Below are 17,517 nucleotides of genomic sequence, written 5' to 3'. Positions count from 1 at the left end.
ACCATGCAGACACGACGTCACTGGCTGGGCGGCATGGGCGCACTGGCGCTGGCCGGGCCGGCACACGCGGCGCCGCTGCGCGCGGTGGGCACGCAGTTCGCGCGCCTGTTCGAGGGCAGCGAAGGGCAGCCGCCGCGCGGCCTGGCCGTGGACCTGCTGGCCCAGCTCTTCGGCGCCAACGTCCAGTGCGAATGGCTGCCCTGGCAGCGCGCGCAGCTGATGCTGGAGCAGGGCGAGGCCGACATCCTCGTGGGCCCCTACCGCACGCCGGAACGCGAGGCCCGCATGCTGTTCAGCGTGCGCTCGTTCTATTCGGACGCCATGGTCTGGTACGCCCGGCGCGGCGAGGAGGCGCGCTGGAGCGGCGAGTTCAGCGCCCTGGCGCAGGCCCCGCTCGGTGCCGTGCGGGGCTGGGCCTACGGCAGCCGCTTCGAGCGCATGAAGCCCTCGCTGGCGCAACTGACCTGGGTGCAGAACGTCGAATCGGGACTGCAGATGCTGCAGCGTCGCCGCCTGGACCTGTTCGCGGCCAATGACCGCAACTGCCAGCCGGTGCTGCAACGGCTGGGCCTAGCCGACGCCATCGTGCGCTGCTCGCCGCCGCTGGACGTGCTGCACGGCCACATGGCCTTCAGCCGCAGCGCGGCCGGCGAAGTGCTGGCGCAGCGCTACGACCAGGCCTTCGAGCGCTGGCTGCGCCTGCCCGAGGCGGCCGAGCTGTACCGCCGCTGGGGCGTGGAGCGCCCCGCCACGCCGAGCTGACCGCGCTCAGCGGCCGCCGCCCAGCAGGCGCGCGGGCAGCAGCACGACGGCACGCAGCAGTTCGAAAACGCCTTCCACCGCGATGCCCAGCAGCCGGAACGGCAGCGTTATCAGCCACACCAGCGGCCACAGCAGCAACGCCAGCAAGGCCAGCGGCCAGCAGACGACGAACAGGACGCACCAGAGCAACAGGCCGAGCATCGCGGGACTCCTTGTGAACGGACAGCCGCCACGATAGGCGGCGCCGCCCGGCCGGTCACGCGGCGTGCGACGAAGCGGCGCTCACGCAGGACAGCCCGTCAAACGCGCTGACGGCCGGCCACATAGCAGGCGGCCAGGTTGCGCTCGTCGGCCAGCGTCATCCAGGCGAACACGCGCTCATGCAGCTCGCGGGCCGCGGCGTCGCGCGCGGCGGCCACCGGGCCCTGAGCCCAGTCCCACACGCAGAGATCGGCCGCCTGCCCCGCCGACAGGCCACCGATCTCGTGGCCCAGCTGCAATGCCTCAGCGGCGCCCCGCGTGGCCGCGTGCAGCGCCGTCCAAGCCGTCAGCCGCTGGCCTCGCAGCGCCTGCACCTTGTAAGCGTCGCCCATGTTGCGCGGCAGGCTCAGCGACGTGCCGCCGCCGACGTCGGACGCCAGGCTGACGTTGAACGGCGCCGCCGACCAGTCGAACAGCCCGCTGCCCAGGAACAGGTTGCTGGACGGGCAATGCGCCACCTGCGCGCCGCGCTCGGCGATGAGCACCTTGTCCTGCGCGTCCAGCCAGATACCGTGGGCCAGCACGGCACGCTCGTGCACCAGGCCCACGCGCTCGTAGACGTCCAGGTAGCTGCGCGCCTCGGGGAAGAGCCGCGCCACCCACTCAACCTCGGCGCGGTTCTCGGCCACGTGGGTCTGCATGTAAAGGCTGGCGTCGGCGCGGCACAGCGCACCGGCCATGGCCAGCTGCTCGGGCGTGCTGGTGGGCGCAAAGCGCACCGTCACCGCGTACGACAGCCGGCCCTGGCAGTGGAAGCGCTGGATCAGGTCCACGCAGTCGCGCTCGGCACGGGTCACGTCGTCGCGCAGGCCGTCGGGCGCGTGGCGGTCCATCAGCACCTTGCCGGTGATGAGCCGCATGCCGCGCGCCATCGCGCCCTGGAACAGGGCCTCGGCACTCACCTTGTGCACAGTCGCGAACACCACGGCCGCCGTCGTGCCGCTGGCCAGCAACGCGTCCAGGAAGACCTCGGCCCCCGCCCGGCTGCGGGCCGGGTCGGCAAAGGCGCATTCGCTGGGGAAGGTGTAGCGCTCCAGCCAGTCCAGCAGCTCGGTGCCGTAGGAGCCGATGACCTCCAGCTGCGGGCAGTGCACATGGGTGTCGATGAAGCCCGGCAGCACCAGCTGGCCGGCATGGTCCTTGCGCACCCAGCTGGCGTCAGGCTCGTGGGCCTGGCGGCCGACTATGCGGCCGTCTTCAATCAGCAGCCAGTGGTCGCGGTCGAAGCGCACCGCCGCGGACGCAACCTCGCCCCAGGCCGGTGCGGCCGTGAAGTCCAGCAGGTCGCCCCGCAAGGCCCAGCGGCGCGGGGCAGGCTCGAAGTTTTTCTGGGTAGTAAAACTCATATGGCAATTCTGGATCAAGCCTCGACAATCGACGGCAGCATGAATACCCGCCCCATCCGCTTCTTCCACCGTGGCGCCATCGTCGAGCTGGACGGCCTGCCGCCCACCACCACGGTGCTGCACTACCTGCGCGAGCATGCCGGCTGCACCGGCACCAAGGAAGGCTGCGCCGAAGGGGACTGCGGCGCCTGCACTGTCATCCAGGGTGAGCTGGATGCCAGCGGCCAGCTGCAGCTACGCAATGTCAATGCCTGCACGCAGTTCCTGCCCACGCTGGACGGCCGCGCGCTGCTGACGGTGGAGGATCTGGGCGAGCCCGGCGCGCTGACGCCGGTGCAGCAGGCGCTGGTGGACTGCCACGGCTCCCAGTGCGGCTTCTGCACCCCGGGCTTCGTGATGACGATGACGGCCTGCTACGAGGCCCACCAGGCCGCCGGCACCCGCCCCACGCGCGAGCAGCTGGCCGACGACCTGGCCGGCAACCTGTGCCGCTGCACCGGCTACCGGCCCATCCTGGATGCCGGCGACCGCATGTTCGACGCCCCCGCGCAGCCGCTGGACCGCGCGCCCCTCATCGCCGCGCTGCAGCACCTGGCGGCCGATGCGCCGCTGCACTACCAGCACGGCGCCCTGCGCTTTCATGCGCCGCAAGACCTGGCCGAGCTCGCCCGCCTGCGCGAGGCCCATCCCGAGGCCACGCTGCTGGCCGGCTCCACCGACATCGGACTGTGGGTGAACAAGCAGTTCCGCGACCTGCCCACGCTGATCTATACCGGCCGCGTGACGGCGCTGCGCGAGATCCGCGCGCAGGACGACGGTCTGTGGATAGGCGCCGCCGCCACGCTGGAAGACGCATGGGCGGCGCTGACGACGATGGCACCGTCGCTCGCTGAGCTGTGGCGGCGCTTTGCGTCGCCGCCGGTGCGCCACGCGGGCACGCTGGGCGGCAACATCGCCAACGGCTCGCCCATCGGTGACGGCGCCCCGGCGCTCATCGCGCTTGGCGCCGACGTGATGCTGCGCCGTGGCCACCAGCAGCGCCGCCTGCCTCTGCAGGACTTCTACCTCGACTACATGAAGAAGGATCTGCAGCCCGGCGAGTTCATCGAAGCGCTGTGGGTGCCCCGGCCGGACACCAGCTGGGCCATCAGCGCACACAAGATCTCCAAGCGGCATGACAGCGACATCTCCGCCGTCTGCGCCGTGCTGGCCGTGCAACTGCGCAATGGCACGGTGCAGGAGGCGCGCTTCGCGTTCGGCGGCATGGCGGCCATCGTCAAGCGCGCGGCGCAGGCCGAGGCCGTCGTCGTCGGCCAGCCCTGGGTGCAGGCCACGGCCGACGCCGCGGCCGCCGCGCTGGTGAACGACTTCCAGCCGCTGACCGACATGCGCGCCAGCGACGCCTACCGCCTCAAGGTCGCGCAGAACCTGCTGCGCAAGCTGTGGCTGGAGACGCTGGACCGCCGCACCATCACCGTCTGGCGCAGCGCGAGGCTGGCCGCATGAACAAGCCCGAACAGCTGCCCCTGACGCCGCCCGTCGTCGGCCATTCGCGGCCGCACGAGTCTGCCCACCTGCATGTGCGCGGCGCGGCGCCCTACACCGACGACTTGCCCGAGCCCGCCGGCACGCTGCATGCCGCGCTGGGCCTGTCGCCCCTCGCCCACGGGCGGCTGACCGGCATCGACGTGGCGCGCTTGCGCCAGCAGCCCGGCGTGGTGGCTGTGCTCACTGCAGCCGACATTGCCGGCGAGAACAACTGCGGCCCGCTGCTGCACGACGACCCCATCCTCGCCGCCGAGGAGCTGCGCTACGTGGGCCAGCCCGTGTTCGCCGTCATCGCCACCGATCGCGAGCTGGCCCGCCGTGCGGCGTCGCTTGCGAAGCAGGTCATCCGGGCCGAGCCGCTGCCCGCCGTGCTGACCGCGCTGGACGCGCATGCCCAGGGCCAGTACGTGCTGCCGCCCATGCACCTCACGCGTGGCGAGCCCGCCGAGCAGCTGGCCCGCGCGCCGCATCGCCTGCAAGGCCGCTGGCACCTGGGCGGCCAGGAACAGTTCTACCTGGAAGGCCAGATCAGCCTGGCCGTGCCGCAGGAAGGCGGCGAGAGCCTGCTGGTGCACTGCTCCACGCAGCACCCCAGCGAGATGCAGCAGCTGGTGGCGCACGCGCTCGGCTGGCATGCCCACCGCGTCACCGTGCAATGCCGGCGCATGGGCGGCGGCTTTGGCGGCAAGGAGAGCCAGTCGGCGCTGTTCGCCTGCGTGGCGTCCCTCGCCGCGCTGCGGCTGAACAAGCCGGTCAAGCTACGCCTGGACCGCGACGACGACTTCCTCATCACCGGCCGCCGCCACGGCTTTGACTACCGCTGGGACGTGGGCTTCGACGACGACGGCCGCATCCTCGCCGCCGACATCGAGCTCGTATCCAATGCCGGCCACAGCGCCGACCTCTCCGCGCCGGTGATGGCACGCGCGCTGTGCCACTTCGACAATGCCTACTGGCTGCCGCACGTGGCCATGCTCGGCTACTGCGCGAAAACCAACACGCAGAGCAACACCGCCTTCCGCGGCTTCGGCGGCCCGCAGGGCGCCATCGCCATCGAGATGATCCTGGACGGCATCGCCCGCCGTCTGGGCTGCGACGGCACCGAGGTGCGCCAGCGCAACTTCTACGCCCCTGGGCAAGACGTGGCCCCCTACGGCCAGCGCGTCGAGGAACTGCACGCCCAGGCGCTGACGGCGCAGCTGCTGGCCAGCAGCCGCTACAACGAACGCCGCGCCGAGATCGCCGCCTTCAACGCCGGCAGCCCGGTGCTCAAGAAGGGCCTGGCCTTCACGCCGGTCAAGTTCGGCATCTCGTTCAACGTCGTGCACCTGAACCAGGCCGGCGCACTGGTGCATGTCTACACCGACGGCTCTGTGCTCGTGAACCACGGCGGCACCGAGATGGGCCAGGGCCTGAACACCAAGGTCGCCCAGGTCGTGGCACACGAGCTGGGCATCCCGTTCGAGCAGGTGCGCTGCACGGCGACAGACACCAGCAAGGTCGCCAACACCTCGGCCACCGCGGCCTCCACCGGCAGCGACCTCAACGGCAAGGCAGCGCAGGACGCCGCGCGCAAGATCAAGGCACGGCTGGCGGCGCTGGCGGCCGAGCGCTTCGGCTGCTCGGCCGAGCTGGTGGCCTTTGACGGCGGGCAGGTCAGCGGTGAAGGGCAGCGCCTGTCGTTCCAGGACCTGGTGGCCCAGGCCTACCTGCAGCGCGTGCAGCTGTGGAGCGACGGTTTCTACGCCACCCCCGGCCTGCACTGGGACAAGGCCAAGCTGCAGGGCCACCCCTTCTACTACTACGCCTGGGGCGGCGCCGTCTGCGAGGCGCTGGTCGACACGCTGACCGGCGAGAGCCGCATCACGCGGGCCGACCTGCTGCACGATGTGGGCAACTCGCTGAACCCCGCGCTGGATATAGGCCAGGTCGAGGGCGGCTTCATCCAGGGCATGGGCTGGCTGACGATGGAGGAGCTCGTGTGGCACCCCACCACCGGCCTGCTCACCACGCACGCGCCCAGCACCTACAAGATCCCCACCGCCAACGACTGCCCCACCGAGCTGCACACCGCGCTGTTCGGCGTGGCCAATGCCAGCGACACCATCCACCGCAGCAAGGCCGTCGGCGAGCCGCCGCTGCTGCTGGGCTTTGCGGCGCTGCTGGCCATCAAGGACGCCTGCGCTGCCGCAGGCCCCGAAGGCAGCGACCCGCCACTGCGCGCCCCGGCCACCGCCGAGGCCGTGCTGGACGCCATCGACGCCGTGCGATGAAGCGCGCTCTCACCGCCCTGGCCACTCTCGCTGCAGCACTGGCGCTGGCCGGCTGTGCCACCGTACCGCCATCACCACCCGCGCCCGCCATCATCGAGGTGGCCGCCTGGGGCGGCACGCCCGCCAGCACCGCCGCGCCCGCGCAGCCCATCCGCAAGATCACGCTGCACCACCAGGGCGAGGTCTGGAAAGACGGGACCGACGTGGCGGCCTACCTGCGCCGGCTGCAGCAATGGTCGCGCCTCACCAAGCGCTGGGCTGACATCCCCTACCACTACGTCATCGCCCCCGATGGCCGCATCTACGCGGCACGGCCCCTGCAGCAGCCGGGCGACACCAACACCGAATACGACCCGCGCGGCCACGCGCTGCTAATGCTGGTCGGCAACTTCGAGGTGCAACAGCCCACGCCCGCGCAACTGGACGCCGCCGTGCAGTTGACGGCCTGGCTGGCACGCCAGCACGGGCTGGGGCTGGACGACATCGCCAGCCACAAGGATTACAGCGCCCAGACCGTGTGCCCGGGCAAGCATCTCTACGCCCACCTGACGTCGGGCTGGTTCAAGGCCGAGGTCGCGCGGCGGCTGAACGGCCGGTGATGCAGCGCGGCTGCCGCGCGCGGCCAGCACGGGCCGGCGCCAGCGAGTGGGCGGCTTTGCGTGGCGGTCAGTGAGCTTGCCGCGACCGAGGTCGGCTGACAGTCAACAGCGATATTTCGCTCCGGCACGGTCAGATGCCGGGATGCTGCTGCCCAACGTTGAAGCTGAGCCGCGAGCGGCGGCTTGCCGACGCGAGTCGGCTAGAGCGACTGGTTGGGCCTCTGGCGCACTTACTTCTGAGCCACCGCCAACAGCGCTTTTGGATTGGTGCTAGCGATAGCCAGCAACGTGCGTGCCGCACCGCTTGGCTGCTTCCGGCCTTGCTCCCACCCCTGCAGCGTACGAACCGAAACACCCATCAGCGCAGCGAACTGAGACTGGGACAACCCAGTCTTGTTGCGTGCCTCAATGACGGGAGAGGAAATGACGCGAACTTGGCCCGCTTTCATTTCTCGCACGGATTGCAGCAACTCGGCCGCCAGATCGCGCTTTGCTTCGTAGGCGGTAAGTTCCGCGTCGGTCAGGGCTTTACTCTTCGAGGGCACGGCGAATCTCCTTCAGCTTGGGTCCAGTGAGGTTGTCCGTCGTCGCCTTTGCGTAGAGCGTCAGCAAAACGACCTCACCTTCAGCGGTACGAGTGAAATAGATCACCCGCACGCCACCCGACTTGCCCGAACCTGCACGGCCCCATCGAACTTTACGAATGCCGCCGGACTCGGGCACGACATCTCCGGCGGTGGGATGCTCAGCGATGTACGCCGCGAAGACGCCTCGCTCTTCCTCGCTCCAATAGAGCGGCCATTGGCGCTGGAAGAGCAATGTTTCAACGACCGTGAGCATTGAGAAACTATACGCCAGAGGCGCACAGCAGTCCAGTCGTCCTCAAGAGGCCAACGCGTTTTCGGGAGACAGCCACTGCTACTTAAGCAGGAACGGTGCGCCACAACACACCCCTGGTTGGATGCTGCAAGCACTTGACGCATAAGCAGTTTCCAAAAAAATTGACGGGCGAAACGGTCATTAAATTTTCGACAAAAGCGGCGCGTTGTGACAAGTTCTCTTCGCCCGAAGAACGGCGTCTGTCGTGCGCAAATGATGCCAGCCCCCGGTCGCACGAACTCGGTGAAAACTGCCCTGCGCCCGCCCGGACATCTGACGCAACGGCGAGTGCCTGCGCCACGGCTGTCGTTGGGTGAGCGACAGTGGGCGACCACAACGGGCTGATCGCCGCCCACCACGCGGGCGCCGCCGGCACCCGCATGCAGCCCGTCACCGCCCGCGTTTTTGCGTCGCAATCAGCACCGCCTGCGTGCGTGAGTTGGCGCCTAGCGCCTTCAGCACGGCGGCGACGTGGTCCTTCACGGTCTCCACACCGATGTTGAGTTCGCGGGCGATCTCCTTGTTGGACAGTCCACGCGCCAGCAGATCCAGTACGCCCTTCTGGCGCGGTGTCAGCGGCAGTTCGGCCCAGGCCTGACCGGGCTCGGCAGATACGGGCGCGGGCTCGTCGGCCAGGCGCTTGAGCGGCGGCACATAGGTGCCACCGGCCAGCACCAGGTGCAGGGCCTGCACCAGCGTGCCCAGGTCGCTGCGCTCGGGCACATAGCCCATGGCGCCGGCGCCCAGAGCCTGCAGCGCATCCTCGGTGTCGTCGCTGCCGGAGATCACCACCACGGGCAGCAGCAGGTGCTGCTGGTGGATCTGGTTCATCAGCTCCAAACCGCCGTCAACGCGCAGGTCCAGCAGCACGAGGCGCGGCACCTGCCGCTCCAGCGCGGCCCGCGCGGCGGCGGCACTGTCCACGCCCAGCACCTGCGCACCCGCGAAGTGCTGCTCGATCAGGGCCGTCAGCGCCGCGCGCACCATCGGAAACGCATCGACCAGCAGAACCTGCATCACCCCTCCTTATGGACTCGGATGATGATAGTCAACGCAGGGCGGCGGCCAGCACGGGCTTGGCCCAGACCGGCACGCTGCGCAGGGGCGCATGCGAGACGACGCGGCCGGCCTGCATCTGCAGCAGCAGCACGGGCTGTGGCCGCTTGCCGGCGCGCGGGTCGGCCTCGGCGCTGTTGTCGTAGACGCGCAGGCTGGCCAGGTGCGGCATCAGCTTGATGAGGTTGCTTCGGCTGGCATCGAAGCGCTCGCGCACTTTCGCCTCGGGGATGTCGTGCCCGCCGGCCACCACGCGGGCAGCGATGCGCTGCAGGTGCAGCTCCGGCGTGGCCAAGCCGGCGAACCACACGTGAATCTGCGCGCCCTGACGGGCACCGTCGAACAGCAGCCGGGCGATGCTGTGGCCGCCCAGCGTCGTCTCGAACGCATAGGTCAGGCCGCCGGCGAGCGCCTTCTCCAGGCCGCGCCGGCCCAGCGTCCAGGCCAGGCCGTTTGCTTGCTCGACGGACAGGCCGGGCTGCTGCTCCCGCAGCCGCGCGGCGATGACATCGGGATTGAAGAACTCGGCGCCGCTGGCCTGGATGGCCGCGCCGCCCAGCGAGCTCTTGCCGGCGCCGTTGACGCCGGCCAGCACGAAGATCGGCAAGTCAGGCGGCCTTGCGGCGGGGCTTGGCGGCCTTCACGGCGACCTGGCCGACCGCCTCGGGCGCCATCGCGAACGCCTCGGCCAGTGCCTCGACCTGCCCCTGCATGCGCGCGAACATCGCATCGAACTCGCCGCTCAGCGCCCCGAGGTCGGGCTCGGCGGCGCGCTGCAGTTCGCGGTAGCGCTCGACCGACATCAGCACGAAGGCCGGCTGGTCGTGCTTGGTGATGAGCACGGCACCATGCGCGGCCACCGCGCGGCCCACCTTCTGGATGCCGGCCACGAGTTCGGTGGCCGTCACGCTGGGAAGATGGTCGGCAATGGCTTGTTCGACGACGGCAGACATGGGCAGCTCCTGATCACGCCCGCCCATTTTCCCCATTTTGGGAAATATAGGAAATCAATGAGCCTCTTCCCAGTTGCTGCCCACGCCCACCTCGGCCAGCAACGGCACCTTGAGCTGGGCCACGCCGGCCATCAGGCGCGGCACCTCGGTGCGCATCCAGTCCAGCTCGGCCTCGGGCACCTCGAACACCAGTTCGTCGTGCACCTGCATGACGATCTTGCTCTGCTTGCCGGCCCGCTCCAGCTCAGCCTGCACGGCCAGCATGGCGAGCTTGATGAGGTCGGCCGCCGTGCCCTGCATGGGCGCGTTGATGGCCTGGCGCTCGGCGCCGGCACGGCGCTGGCCGTTGCCGCCGCGGATCTCGGGCAGGTAGATGCGCCGGCCGAACAGCGTCTCCACATAGCCGCGCTCGGCGGCGCCGGCCTTGGTCTCGTCCATGTAGGTCTTCACGCCGGCAAAGCGGGTGAAGTAGCGGTCAATGTAGTCCTTGGCCGCCTTCTGCTCGATGCCCAGCGCCGAGGCCAGGCCAAAGGCGCCCATGCCGTAGATGAGGCCGAAGTTGATGGTCTTGGCATAGCGGCGCTGCTCGCTGGACACCTCGGCCAGCGGCACACCGAACACTTCGCTGGCGGTGGCCTTGTGCACGTCCTGGCCTTCCTGGAAGGCGCGTAACAGGCCGGGGTCCTGGCTGATATGGGCCATGATGCGCAGCTCGATCTGCGAGTAGTCGGCGCTGACGATCCTGCAGCCCGGCGGCGCGACGAAGGCCTCGCGCACCTTGCGCCCCTCGGCTGTACGGATGGGGATGTTCTGCAAGTTGGGCTCGTTGCTGGACAGCCGCCCCGTGACCGCCACGGCCTGTGCGTAGTTGGTGTGCACGCGGCCCGTGTGGGCGTTGACCTGCAGCGGCAGCTTGTCGGTGTAGGTGCTTTTGAGCTTGGCCAGGCCGCGGTATTCCAGGATCTTGGCCGGCAGCGGGAAGTCGGCGGCCAGCTCGGTCAGCACCTCCTCGTCGGTGGACGGCGCGCCGGTGGCCGTCTTCTTGACGACCGGCAGGCCAAGCTTGGTGAACAGGATGTCGCCGATCTGCTTCGGGCTGCCGATGTTGAAGGGCTGGCCGGCAATGTCGTAGCACTGCTGCTCCAGCGTGACGAGGCGCTGGCCGATCTCATGGCTCTGCTGCTGCAGGCGCTCGGTGTCGATGAGCACGCCGGTACGCTCGATGCGCGCCAGCAGATCGGCGGTAGGCATCTCCAGCTCGTAGATGCGCTTGAGGCCTGCCTCAGCCTCGATCTGCGGCCACAGCACGCCGTGCAGGTGCAGGCACATCTCGCTGTCCTCGCAGGAGTAGGTGGTGGCCTTGTCGACCGCCACTTGCGCGAACGGGATCTGGTGCACGCCCTTGCCGCACAGGTCTTCGTAGCTCAGGCCCTTGCGGCCCAGGTGGCGCTCGGCCAGCGCTTCGAGGTTGTGGGTCTTGTGCGCCTCCAGCACATAGCTCTGCAGCAGCGTGTCGTGCTGCACGCCGGCCAGCTGGATACCGTGGTTCAGGAACACATGGCGGTCGTACTTGAGGTTCTGGCCGATCTTCTTGGCCGACGCGTCCTCCAGCCAGGGCTTGAGGCGCGCCAGCACCTCTTCCATGGGCAGTTGCTCAGGCGCGTCCGGCCCGCTGTGGCGCAGCGGGATATAGGCGGCCTGGCCGGGCTGGTCGGCAAAGGAGATGCCGACGATCTGCGCGGCCATCGGGTCCAGCGAGTCGGTCTCGGTGTCCAGAGCGCACAAGGGAGCTGCGCACAAGCGGGCAATCCAGGCGTCCAGCTGCTCGAACGTGAAAATGGTGTCGTACTGGCGGGCCAGGTCGGCGGCACCGGCGGGCGGCTCGGGCTCGTCGAACAGGCCGAGGCTGGCCGCCGCAGCGGCCTTGGGCTTGGGCGCGGGTGCCGCGCCGGTCAGTTCCTCCAGCCAGGCCTTGAAACCGCTGCGCGTGTAAAACTCGGCCAGCGGCGCCTTGTCGGGCGCGCGGAAGGCGAGTTCCTCCAGCGCCGGCCAGCCCTTCACGTGGTCGGCCAGCTCGCAGTCCAGCTTCACGGTAACGAGCTTGCGGCCCATGGGCAGCCAGTCCAGCGCGGCGCGCAGGTTCTCGCCGGCCTTGCCCTTGACGCTGGCCGCCGCGGCGATGACGCCATCCAGCGAGCCGTACTCGGCAATCCACTTCGCCGCGGTCTTGGGGCCCACGCCGGTCACGCCGGGCACGTTGTCCACCGTGTCGCCCATCAGCGTCAGGTAATCGATGATGCGGTCCGGCGGCACGCCGAACTTGGCCATCACGCCGGCCTCGTCCAGCCGCTCGTTGCTCATGGTGTTGATGAGCTCCACGTCGGGGTTCACGAGCTGGGACAGGTCCTTGTCGCCGGTGGACACGATGACGCGGTGGCCCTGCGCCACGCCGACGCGGCACAGCGTGCCGATGACGTCGTCCGCCTCCACGCCCGGCACCGTCAGCGTGGGCCAGCCCAGCAGCTTGACGACCTCGTGGATGGGCTCGATCTGCGCGCGCAGCTCCGGCGGCATGGGCGAGCGCTGAGCCTTGTACTCGGGGTACCACTCGTCGCGGAAGGTGGGGCCGGAGGCGTCGAACACGCAGACGGCGTGCTCCGCGCCGATGTCGCTCTGCAGCTTCTTCAGCATGGCCACCATGCCGCGCACCGCCCCGGTGGGCTGCCCCTCGGGCCCGCGCAGGTCGGGCATGGCATGGAAGGCGCGGTACAGGTAGCTGGAACCGTCGACCAGCAGCAGGATGGGTTTACTCATGGCGACGGATTCTCGGACACCTCCCACCTAGAATCCGCGCCATGCTCCGCTCCTCCCTCCTCCTGCTGCTGGCCGCAGTCGCGACCGGCGCCCTGGCAGACCCGCCGCCCGAGCCCAAGGTTGAGCGCAACGTGGCCGAGGACGACCAGGTCCGCATCGAGGAGCTGAAGGTGCGCGGCGAGACCAAGAAGGTCACGGTGAAGAACAAGCTCACCAAGGCGCCGGAGTACGAGATCGTCGTCAACGACGCGGGCCGCGAGTCGGCCGGCGGCACCGGCACGGGCCTGCCCAAGAGCGGCTCGGGCACGCGGGTCTGGAAAGTCCTCAAATTCTGATGTCACGCGGCCTCGCGCCGTGTTCCCTGTAGCCCATGGCCGTTTTCACCGAAGTCAGCCCCGTGCAGGCGCAAGCCCTGCTGGACCACCTCCACCTGGGGCAGCTCTGCTCGCTGCGCGGCATCGGCGCCGGCATCGAGAACACCAACTACTTCGTCGACTGCACCGGCGACGACGGCCACCTGCACCGCTACGTGCTGACGCTGTTTGAGCGCCTGACGGCCGAGCAGCTGCCGTTCTACCTTCGGCTGATGCAGCACCTGGCCCAGCGCGGCGTGCTGGTGCCCGAGCCGCATGCCGACGCGACAGGCGAGATCCTGTTCACCGTGGCCGGCAAGCCGGCGGCCATCGTCGACCGCCTGCACGGCGGCCACCAGATGGCGCCCGACGCATTTCACTGCGAGCAGGTCGGCGCCACGCTGGCCCAGATGCACCTGGCCGGGCGCGACTTCCCCATGCACCAGCCCAACCTGCGCGGCCTGGCCTGGTGGCAGCAGGTGGTCCCGCAGCTGCTGCCCTTCCTGGACGCTACACAGGCCGAGCTGCTGACAGCCGAGCTGCGCTTCCAGGAACAGCTGGCCACGTCTGCCGACTATGCCCACCTGCAGGCCGAGCTGTCGGGCCCCATCCACGCCGACCTGTTCCGCGACAACGTGATGTTCGAGCCCGGCGAGGGCCCAGGCCGCGAGCGGCTGACCGGCTTCTTCGACTTCTACTTTGCCGGCGTGGACACCTGGCTGTTCGACCTCGCCGTGTGCCTGAACGACTGGTGCATCGACTTGGGCGACGGCCGCCTTGTCGAGGAGCGCGCGGCCGTATTCGTGGCGGCCTACGAGCGCGTGCGGCCGCTCACCGGCACCGAGCACCGGCTGCTGCCGGCGCTGCTGCGCGCGGCGGCGCTGCGCTTCTGGGTGTCGCGCCTGTTCGACCTGCACCTGCCGCGCGAGGCGGCGCTGCTGAAGGCCCACGACCCCGGCCACTTCGAGCGAGTGCTGCGCGAGCGCATCGCCACGCCGTGGCACGCCCTGAAGGAACACGCATGAGCCGCGCAGCGCCGGGCCGCCCCAAGCAAGCCGTCATCCCTGCGGGCGAGAGGCAGACAACATGACCATGCAGCTGCACCTGCAGGATGTGCCGGCGCGCAACGGCCGGCTGTGGATACGCCACGGCTTCAAGGTGTTCCAGCGCCAGCCGCTGGCGCTGTCGGGGCTGTTCGGGCTGTTCCTGTTCTTCGGCTTCGTCGCCATGCTGCTGCCAGGCGTGGGACCGCTGCTGACCTTCGCGTCGCTGCCGTTGCTGTCGCTGGGCTTCATGCTGGCCACGCATCTGGTGCTGCAGAAGAAGGCGCCCACGGCCGCCGTGTTCGCCGCGCCGTTCAAGCTCACGCCGGAACGCCGCCGCAGCCAACTGCTGCTGTGCGTCAGCTACGCGCTGGCCGTGGTATTCATCAGCTGGCTGGCCGACTGGGTGGATGGCGGCAGCACGCGCGAGCTGCAGAAGCTCATCGCCGAGAACGCTGACAACAGCGACGCCGTCACCAACGCCGCCACCGACCCACGCCTGTTCTGGGGCATGGCCACGCGGCTGGGCCTGCTGGCGCTGCTGGCCGTGCCCTACTGGCATGCGCCGGCCCTGGTGCACTGGGGCGGCCAGGGCGTGGCGCAGGCGCTGTTCTCCAGCACGCTGGCGCTGTGGCGAAACAAGGCCGCCTTCGCGCTGAATGCGCTGCTGTGGGGCGCGCTGCTGATGGCCGTGGCGGGCATCATCAGCCTGGTGTTCGGGCTGCTGGGCCTTGCCCAGGTGGCGCCCGTGGCGCTGATGGCTGTCGGGCTGATGTTGTCCACCGCGTTCTACGCGTCGCTGTACTTCAGCTTCGTCGACTGCTTCATGTTCGGCGCCCCGCAGGACCTGCTCGACCACTGACGCGGGCGGCGCTGTTCAACGCCCGCTGCGGGTGTTTAACAGGGATTTCACGAAGGCCGCATAGCCTGTTTGGCTGTGTTCCAACCCTCGTGATGTCACACCCATGACCCGCCCCTCTGGCAAGTCCGTCCTGCCCCTCGCTGCCTCGTTTGACGACGAAGACTCCAACCGCTCGGCCAACCCGAGCTTCGACAGCGTGCTGCAGGCGCGCCTGAGCCGCCGCAACATCCTGCGCGGCGGCTTCGGCACCGCGATGACCGCCGCCTTCGGCGCCTCCGCCCTGACCGCCTGCGGCGGCGGGGACGACAACCCCGCGCCCGCCCAGCCGCCCAAGCCCACCGAGACGCTGCTGTCCTTCGCGGCGGTCAACAAGAACCTCAACGACACCATCACGGTGCCGGCCGGCTACACCGCCACCGTCGTGTTCGCCACCGGCGACGCCATGTTCGCCGGCGTGTCCGCCTACAAGAACGACGGCACGGACACAGGCTTCGACAAGCGCGCCGGCGACTGCCACGACGGCATGGAGTACTTCGGCCTGTCCGCCACCGGCACGCCCGACGCCAGCAACAGCGACCGCGCGCTGCTGGGCATGAACTTCGAATACATCACGCCGCAGTTCCTGCACGCCAAGGGTCCGAGCGCCCTGCCCCGCCCAGCCGCTGAGACCGACATCGAGGTGGACGCCCACGGCGTGGCCATCGTCGAGTTCCGCAAGACCGCAAGCAAGTTCGCCTGCGTGACGGACTCGCCGTTCAACCGCCGCATCACCGGCCTGACCGAGATCGAGATCTCCGGCCCGGCGCGCGGCAACGCGCTGCTGGTCACCAAGTTCTCGCCGTCTGCCACCAAGACACGCGGCACGCTGAACAACTGCGGCACCGGCAAGACGCCCTGGGGCACGCTGCTGACCGGAGAGGAGAACTGGACCGGCTACTTCTTCCGCGCGATGGGCGACAACGCCAAGCGCAGCGCCAACGCCAACGTGGCGCTGGCCCGCTACGGCCGCTCGGCCAGCGCCACAGCTGCCGCCGCCAGCCGCTACGGCTGGGAAACCGCCGGCAGCGCCGACAAGTACGCTCGCTGGAATACCAGCGTCACCGGCGTGTCGGCCGACGGCAGCGACGACTACCGCCACGAGATCAACGGCCAGGGCTACATCACCGAGATCGACCCCTACAACGCCACCTCGGTCATTAAGAAGCGCAGCGCGCTGGGCCGCTTCGCGCACGAGGCCGCCGCCTTCAGCAAGCCGGTGGCCGGCAAGCCGCTGGCCGTGTACATGGGCGACGACGCGCAGAACGAATACGTCTACAAGTTCGTGACCAGCGCCAACTGGGCCGCCGCCGACGCCACGCCCGCCGACCGCATCGCCGCGGGCGACAAATACCTGGACAGCGGCAAGCTGTTCGTCGCCAAGTTCAACGCCGACGGCACCGGCACCTGGGTCGAGCTCAGCATGGCCAACCCGACGGTGGCCGGCTACACGGGCTACGCCTTCGCCAACGACGGCGACGTGCTGATGCACGCCCGCCTGGCCGCCGACGCTGTGGGCGCCACCAAGATGGACCGCCCCGAGTGGTGCGGCACCCACCCGGTCACCGGCGAGGTCTACTTCACGATGACCAACAACAGCAACCGTCGCGTGGCGCCCACCGGCTCACAGACCCAGGTCAACGCTGCCAACCCGCGCGCCTATAGCGACATCAAGGATGCCTCGACCACGCAGCAGGGCAACGTCAACGGCCACATCGTGCGCGTCAAGGAAACCGGCGGCGAGTCGGGTGCGGCCAGCTTCAGCTGGGACGTCTATCTGTTCGGCGCCGAGTCCACCGCGTCGCCGGGCTTCGTGAACCTGTCGGGCCTGACCGCCGACCAGGACTTCTCCAGCCCCGACGGCCTGGTGTTCAGCCAGAGCACCGGCATCTGCTGGATCCAGACCGACGACGGCGCCTTCACCGACGCCACCAACTGCATGATGCTGGCTGCGCTGCCGGGCACCGTGGGTGACGGCGCGGTGCAGACGCTGAACTACGGCACCGTCTCGGTGACGACGCCCGTGGGCAAGAAGCCGACCGACGCCACGCTCAAGCGCTTCCTCGTGGGCCCGAACAACAACGAGATCACCGGCATGTGCGAGTCGCCGGACGGCAAGGTGATGTTCGTCAACGTGCAGCACCCGGGTGATGACACGCCGGTGTCTGCCCTGGCCGACCCGAGCAAGTTCACCAGCCACTGGCCGGGCAACAGCGGCTACGGTGCCGGCGGCGCCACGGCCCGCCCGCGGTCGGCCACGGTGATGATCACGAAGAACGACGGCGGCCGCATCGGCAGCTGACGGGGCATGATCAGCGCTCCCTCGGGAGCGCGTAGGTGCCGGTGGCGTGCGCCACCGGTTCGTCCTCGCCCTCAGACTGCAGCCACACCTCGCCCACGGCGAGCGTGCGGCCCAGCTTGATCAGCCGGCAGCGCGCCAGCAGGCTCCGGTCGGCGCGCGGCTTGCGCAGGAAGTTGATGCTCAGCTGCGTCGTGACCGCCAGCGGCACGATGCCGATGCGCGCCAGCACGGCCACATACAGCGCCACGTCGGCCAGCGCCATCATCACGGGCCCCGACACCGTGCCTCCGGGGCGCAGCTCGGCCTCGGTGATGGCATGCGCCAGCGTGACGCCGTCGGCCTCGATGGCCTCCACCGTCACCCGCGTCTGCGGGAACTCGGCCGCCAGGAAGGCGGCCATCTCGTCGCGGGTGAGAAGCGGCGTCATGGT

Annotated in this window: 17 protein-coding genes; 8 read left to right on the top strand and 9 right to left on the bottom strand. The window is 69.5% G+C overall.

The genetic code is table 11. The features are described from left to right. Window positions 1-3 precede the first annotated feature (3 nt). On the top strand, window positions 4-762 hold the full coding sequence (locus tag ACG0Z3_RS09005; RefSeq protein ID WP_394396969.1) for a substrate-binding periplasmic protein: 759 nt from the start codon (window positions 4-6) through the stop codon (window positions 760-762). A 6-nt stretch (window positions 763-768) separates the two neighbouring features. Here ACG0Z3_RS09005 and ACG0Z3_RS09000 read toward each other — a convergent pair whose 3' ends face one another. Both ACG0Z3_RS09000 and guaD read right to left on the bottom strand, forming a co-directional pair. Further along, window positions 769-963 (bottom strand): hypothetical protein, encoded by a 195-nt coding sequence (locus ACG0Z3_RS09000; RefSeq protein ID WP_394396968.1) that lies wholly within the window; start codon window positions 961-963, stop codon window positions 769-771. 98 nt (window positions 964-1,061) lie between these two features. Next, on the bottom strand, window positions 1,062-2,369 hold the full coding sequence (guaD, locus tag ACG0Z3_RS08995; RefSeq protein WP_394396966.1) for a guanine deaminase: 1,308 nt from the start codon (window positions 2,367-2,369) through the stop codon (window positions 1,062-1,064). A 39-nt stretch (window positions 2,370-2,408) separates the two neighbouring features. Here guaD and xdhA point away from each other — a divergent pair, with 39 nt between their 5' ends. Genes xdhA through ACG0Z3_RS08980 form a run of 3 tightly spaced genes read left to right on the top strand, consistent with a single transcriptional unit; the run spans window position 2,409 to window position 6,789 of the window. Beyond that, complete coding sequence (gene xdhA, locus ACG0Z3_RS08990; protein WP_394396965.1) at window positions 2,409-3,875, top strand: xanthine dehydrogenase small subunit; 1,467 nt, start codon at window positions 2,409-2,411, stop codon at window positions 3,873-3,875. After that, on the top strand, window positions 3,872-6,190 hold the full coding sequence (xdhB, locus tag ACG0Z3_RS08985; protein WP_394396964.1) for a xanthine dehydrogenase molybdopterin binding subunit: 2,319 nt from the start codon (window positions 3,872-3,874) through the stop codon (window positions 6,188-6,190). Before xdhA ends, xdhB begins: the two co-directional genes overlap by 4 nt. Beyond that, entirely contained in the window at window positions 6,187-6,789 is a 603-nt protein-coding gene (locus tag ACG0Z3_RS08980; RefSeq protein WP_394396963.1) for a peptidoglycan recognition protein family protein, read from the top strand. Before xdhB ends, ACG0Z3_RS08980 begins: the two co-directional genes overlap by 4 nt. Before the next feature lie 230 nt (window positions 6,790-7,019). Here ACG0Z3_RS08980 and ACG0Z3_RS08975 read toward each other — a convergent pair whose 3' ends face one another. The 6 genes from ACG0Z3_RS08975 to polA all read right to left on the bottom strand — a co-directional run bounded on the left by ACG0Z3_RS08975 (window position 7,020) and on the right by polA (window position 12,491). Continuing rightward, window positions 7,020-7,334, bottom strand: coding sequence for a helix-turn-helix domain-containing protein (locus ACG0Z3_RS08975; protein ID WP_394396962.1), 315 nt, complete (start codon window positions 7,332-7,334; stop codon window positions 7,020-7,022). After that, entirely contained in the window at window positions 7,318-7,629 is a 312-nt protein-coding gene (locus ACG0Z3_RS08970; RefSeq protein WP_394396961.1) for a type II toxin-antitoxin system RelE/ParE family toxin, read from the bottom strand. The genes ACG0Z3_RS08975 and ACG0Z3_RS08970 overlap by 17 nt, the downstream gene beginning before the upstream one ends. Window positions 7,630-8,058: 429 nt before the next feature. Continuing rightward, a complete protein-coding gene (locus ACG0Z3_RS08965) occupies window positions 8,059-8,685 on the bottom strand; it encodes a response regulator transcription factor (RefSeq protein WP_394396960.1) in 627 nt (208 codons plus the stop codon). Between the two features lie 31 nt (window positions 8,686-8,716). Beyond that, window positions 8,717-9,331 carry an ATPase gene (locus tag ACG0Z3_RS08960; RefSeq protein ID WP_394396958.1) on the bottom strand — a complete coding sequence of 205 codons (615 nt, stop codon included), beginning with the start codon at window positions 9,329-9,331 and terminating at the stop codon, window positions 8,717-8,719. 1 nt (window position 9,332) lies between these two features. Then, the gene (locus ACG0Z3_RS08955; RefSeq protein ID WP_394396957.1) at window positions 9,333-9,677 is read right to left on the bottom strand and encodes a type II toxin-antitoxin system prevent-host-death family antitoxin; all 345 of its coding nucleotides are present in this window, start codon (window positions 9,675-9,677) and stop codon (window positions 9,333-9,335) included. A 54-nt stretch (window positions 9,678-9,731) separates the two neighbouring features. Further along, window positions 9,732-12,491, bottom strand: coding sequence for a DNA polymerase I (gene polA / locus ACG0Z3_RS08950; protein WP_394396956.1), 2,760 nt, complete (start codon window positions 12,489-12,491; stop codon window positions 9,732-9,734). A 41-nt stretch (window positions 12,492-12,532) separates the two neighbouring features. Here polA and ACG0Z3_RS08945 point away from each other — a divergent pair, with 41 nt between their 5' ends. From ACG0Z3_RS08945 to ACG0Z3_RS08930, 4 genes are all read left to right on the top strand, one after another. Further along, complete coding sequence (locus ACG0Z3_RS08945) at window positions 12,533-12,826, top strand: hypothetical protein (protein WP_394396954.1); 294 nt, start codon at window positions 12,533-12,535, stop codon at window positions 12,824-12,826. A gap of 35 nt (window positions 12,827-12,861) precedes the next feature. Beyond that, window positions 12,862-13,869 (top strand): homoserine kinase, encoded by a 1,008-nt coding sequence (locus ACG0Z3_RS08940; RefSeq protein WP_394396953.1) that lies wholly within the window; start codon window positions 12,862-12,864, stop codon window positions 13,867-13,869. A 61-nt stretch (window positions 13,870-13,930) separates the two neighbouring features. Further along, window positions 13,931-14,749, top strand: a complete 819-nt coding sequence (locus tag ACG0Z3_RS08935) for a BPSS1780 family membrane protein (RefSeq protein ID WP_394396952.1) — start codon at window positions 13,931-13,933, stop codon at window positions 14,747-14,749. Between the two features lie 103 nt (window positions 14,750-14,852). Further along, on the top strand, window positions 14,853-17,087 hold the full coding sequence (locus ACG0Z3_RS08930; protein WP_394396951.1) for a PhoX family protein: 2,235 nt from the start codon (window positions 14,853-14,855) through the stop codon (window positions 17,085-17,087). Between the two features lie 10 nt (window positions 17,088-17,097). Here the strand turns inward: ACG0Z3_RS08930 and ACG0Z3_RS08925 are convergent, their stop codons facing one another. Beyond that, complete coding sequence (locus ACG0Z3_RS08925) at window positions 17,098-17,514, bottom strand: PaaI family thioesterase (RefSeq protein WP_394396950.1); 417 nt, start codon at window positions 17,512-17,514, stop codon at window positions 17,098-17,100. Window positions 17,515-17,517: the final 3 nt, after the last annotated feature.

This window comes from Pelomonas margarita (assembly GCF_043555875.1).
GTDB classification, from domain to species: Bacteria; Pseudomonadota; Gammaproteobacteria; order Burkholderiales; family Burkholderiaceae_C; genus Pelomonas; species Pelomonas margarita.
This window is presented reverse-complemented; position numbering and strand designations above follow the sequence as displayed.

What these genes read in the sequence shown, in the direction of transcription:
- ACG0Z3_RS09005 (WP_394396969.1), top strand. Translation starts at nt 4, where the DNA reads ATGCAGACACGACGTCACTGGCTGGGCGGCATGGGCGCACTGGCGCTG.
- ACG0Z3_RS09000 (WP_394396968.1), bottom strand. Translation starts at nt 963, where the DNA reads ATGCTCGGCCTGTTGCTCTGGTGCGTCCTGTTCGTCGTCTGCTGGCCG.
- guaD (WP_394396966.1), bottom strand. Translation starts at nt 2,369, where the DNA reads ATGAGTTTTACTACCCAGAAAAACTTCGAGCCTGCCCCGCGCCGCTGG.
- xdhA (WP_394396965.1), top strand. Translation starts at nt 2,409, where the DNA reads ATGAATACCCGCCCCATCCGCTTCTTCCACCGTGGCGCCATCGTCGAG.
- xdhB (WP_394396964.1), top strand. Translation starts at nt 3,872, where the DNA reads ATGAACAAGCCCGAACAGCTGCCCCTGACGCCGCCCGTCGTCGGCCAT.
- ACG0Z3_RS08980 (WP_394396963.1), top strand. Translation starts at nt 6,187, where the DNA reads ATGAAGCGCGCTCTCACCGCCCTGGCCACTCTCGCTGCAGCACTGGCG.
- ACG0Z3_RS08970 (WP_394396961.1), bottom strand. Translation starts at nt 7,629, where the DNA reads ATGCTCACGGTCGTTGAAACATTGCTCTTCCAGCGCCAATGGCCGCTC.
- ACG0Z3_RS08965 (WP_394396960.1), bottom strand. Translation starts at nt 8,685, where the DNA reads ATGCAGGTTCTGCTGGTCGATGCGTTTCCGATGGTGCGCGCGGCGCTG.
- ACG0Z3_RS08955 (WP_394396957.1), bottom strand. Translation starts at nt 9,677, where the DNA reads ATGTCTGCCGTCGTCGAACAAGCCATTGCCGACCATCTTCCCAGCGTG.
- polA (WP_394396956.1), bottom strand. Translation starts at nt 12,491, where the DNA reads ATGAGTAAACCCATCCTGCTGCTGGTCGACGGTTCCAGCTACCTGTAC.
- ACG0Z3_RS08945 (WP_394396954.1), top strand. Translation starts at nt 12,533, where the DNA reads ATGCTCCGCTCCTCCCTCCTCCTGCTGCTGGCCGCAGTCGCGACCGGC.
- ACG0Z3_RS08940 (WP_394396953.1), top strand. Translation starts at nt 12,862, where the DNA reads ATGGCCGTTTTCACCGAAGTCAGCCCCGTGCAGGCGCAAGCCCTGCTG.
- ACG0Z3_RS08935 (WP_394396952.1), top strand. Translation starts at nt 13,931, where the DNA reads ATGACCATGCAGCTGCACCTGCAGGATGTGCCGGCGCGCAACGGCCGG.
- ACG0Z3_RS08930 (WP_394396951.1), top strand. Translation starts at nt 14,853, where the DNA reads ATGACCCGCCCCTCTGGCAAGTCCGTCCTGCCCCTCGCTGCCTCGTTT.
- ACG0Z3_RS08925 (WP_394396950.1), bottom strand. Translation starts at nt 17,514, where the DNA reads ATGACGCCGCTTCTCACCCGCGACGAGATGGCCGCCTTCCTGGCGGCC.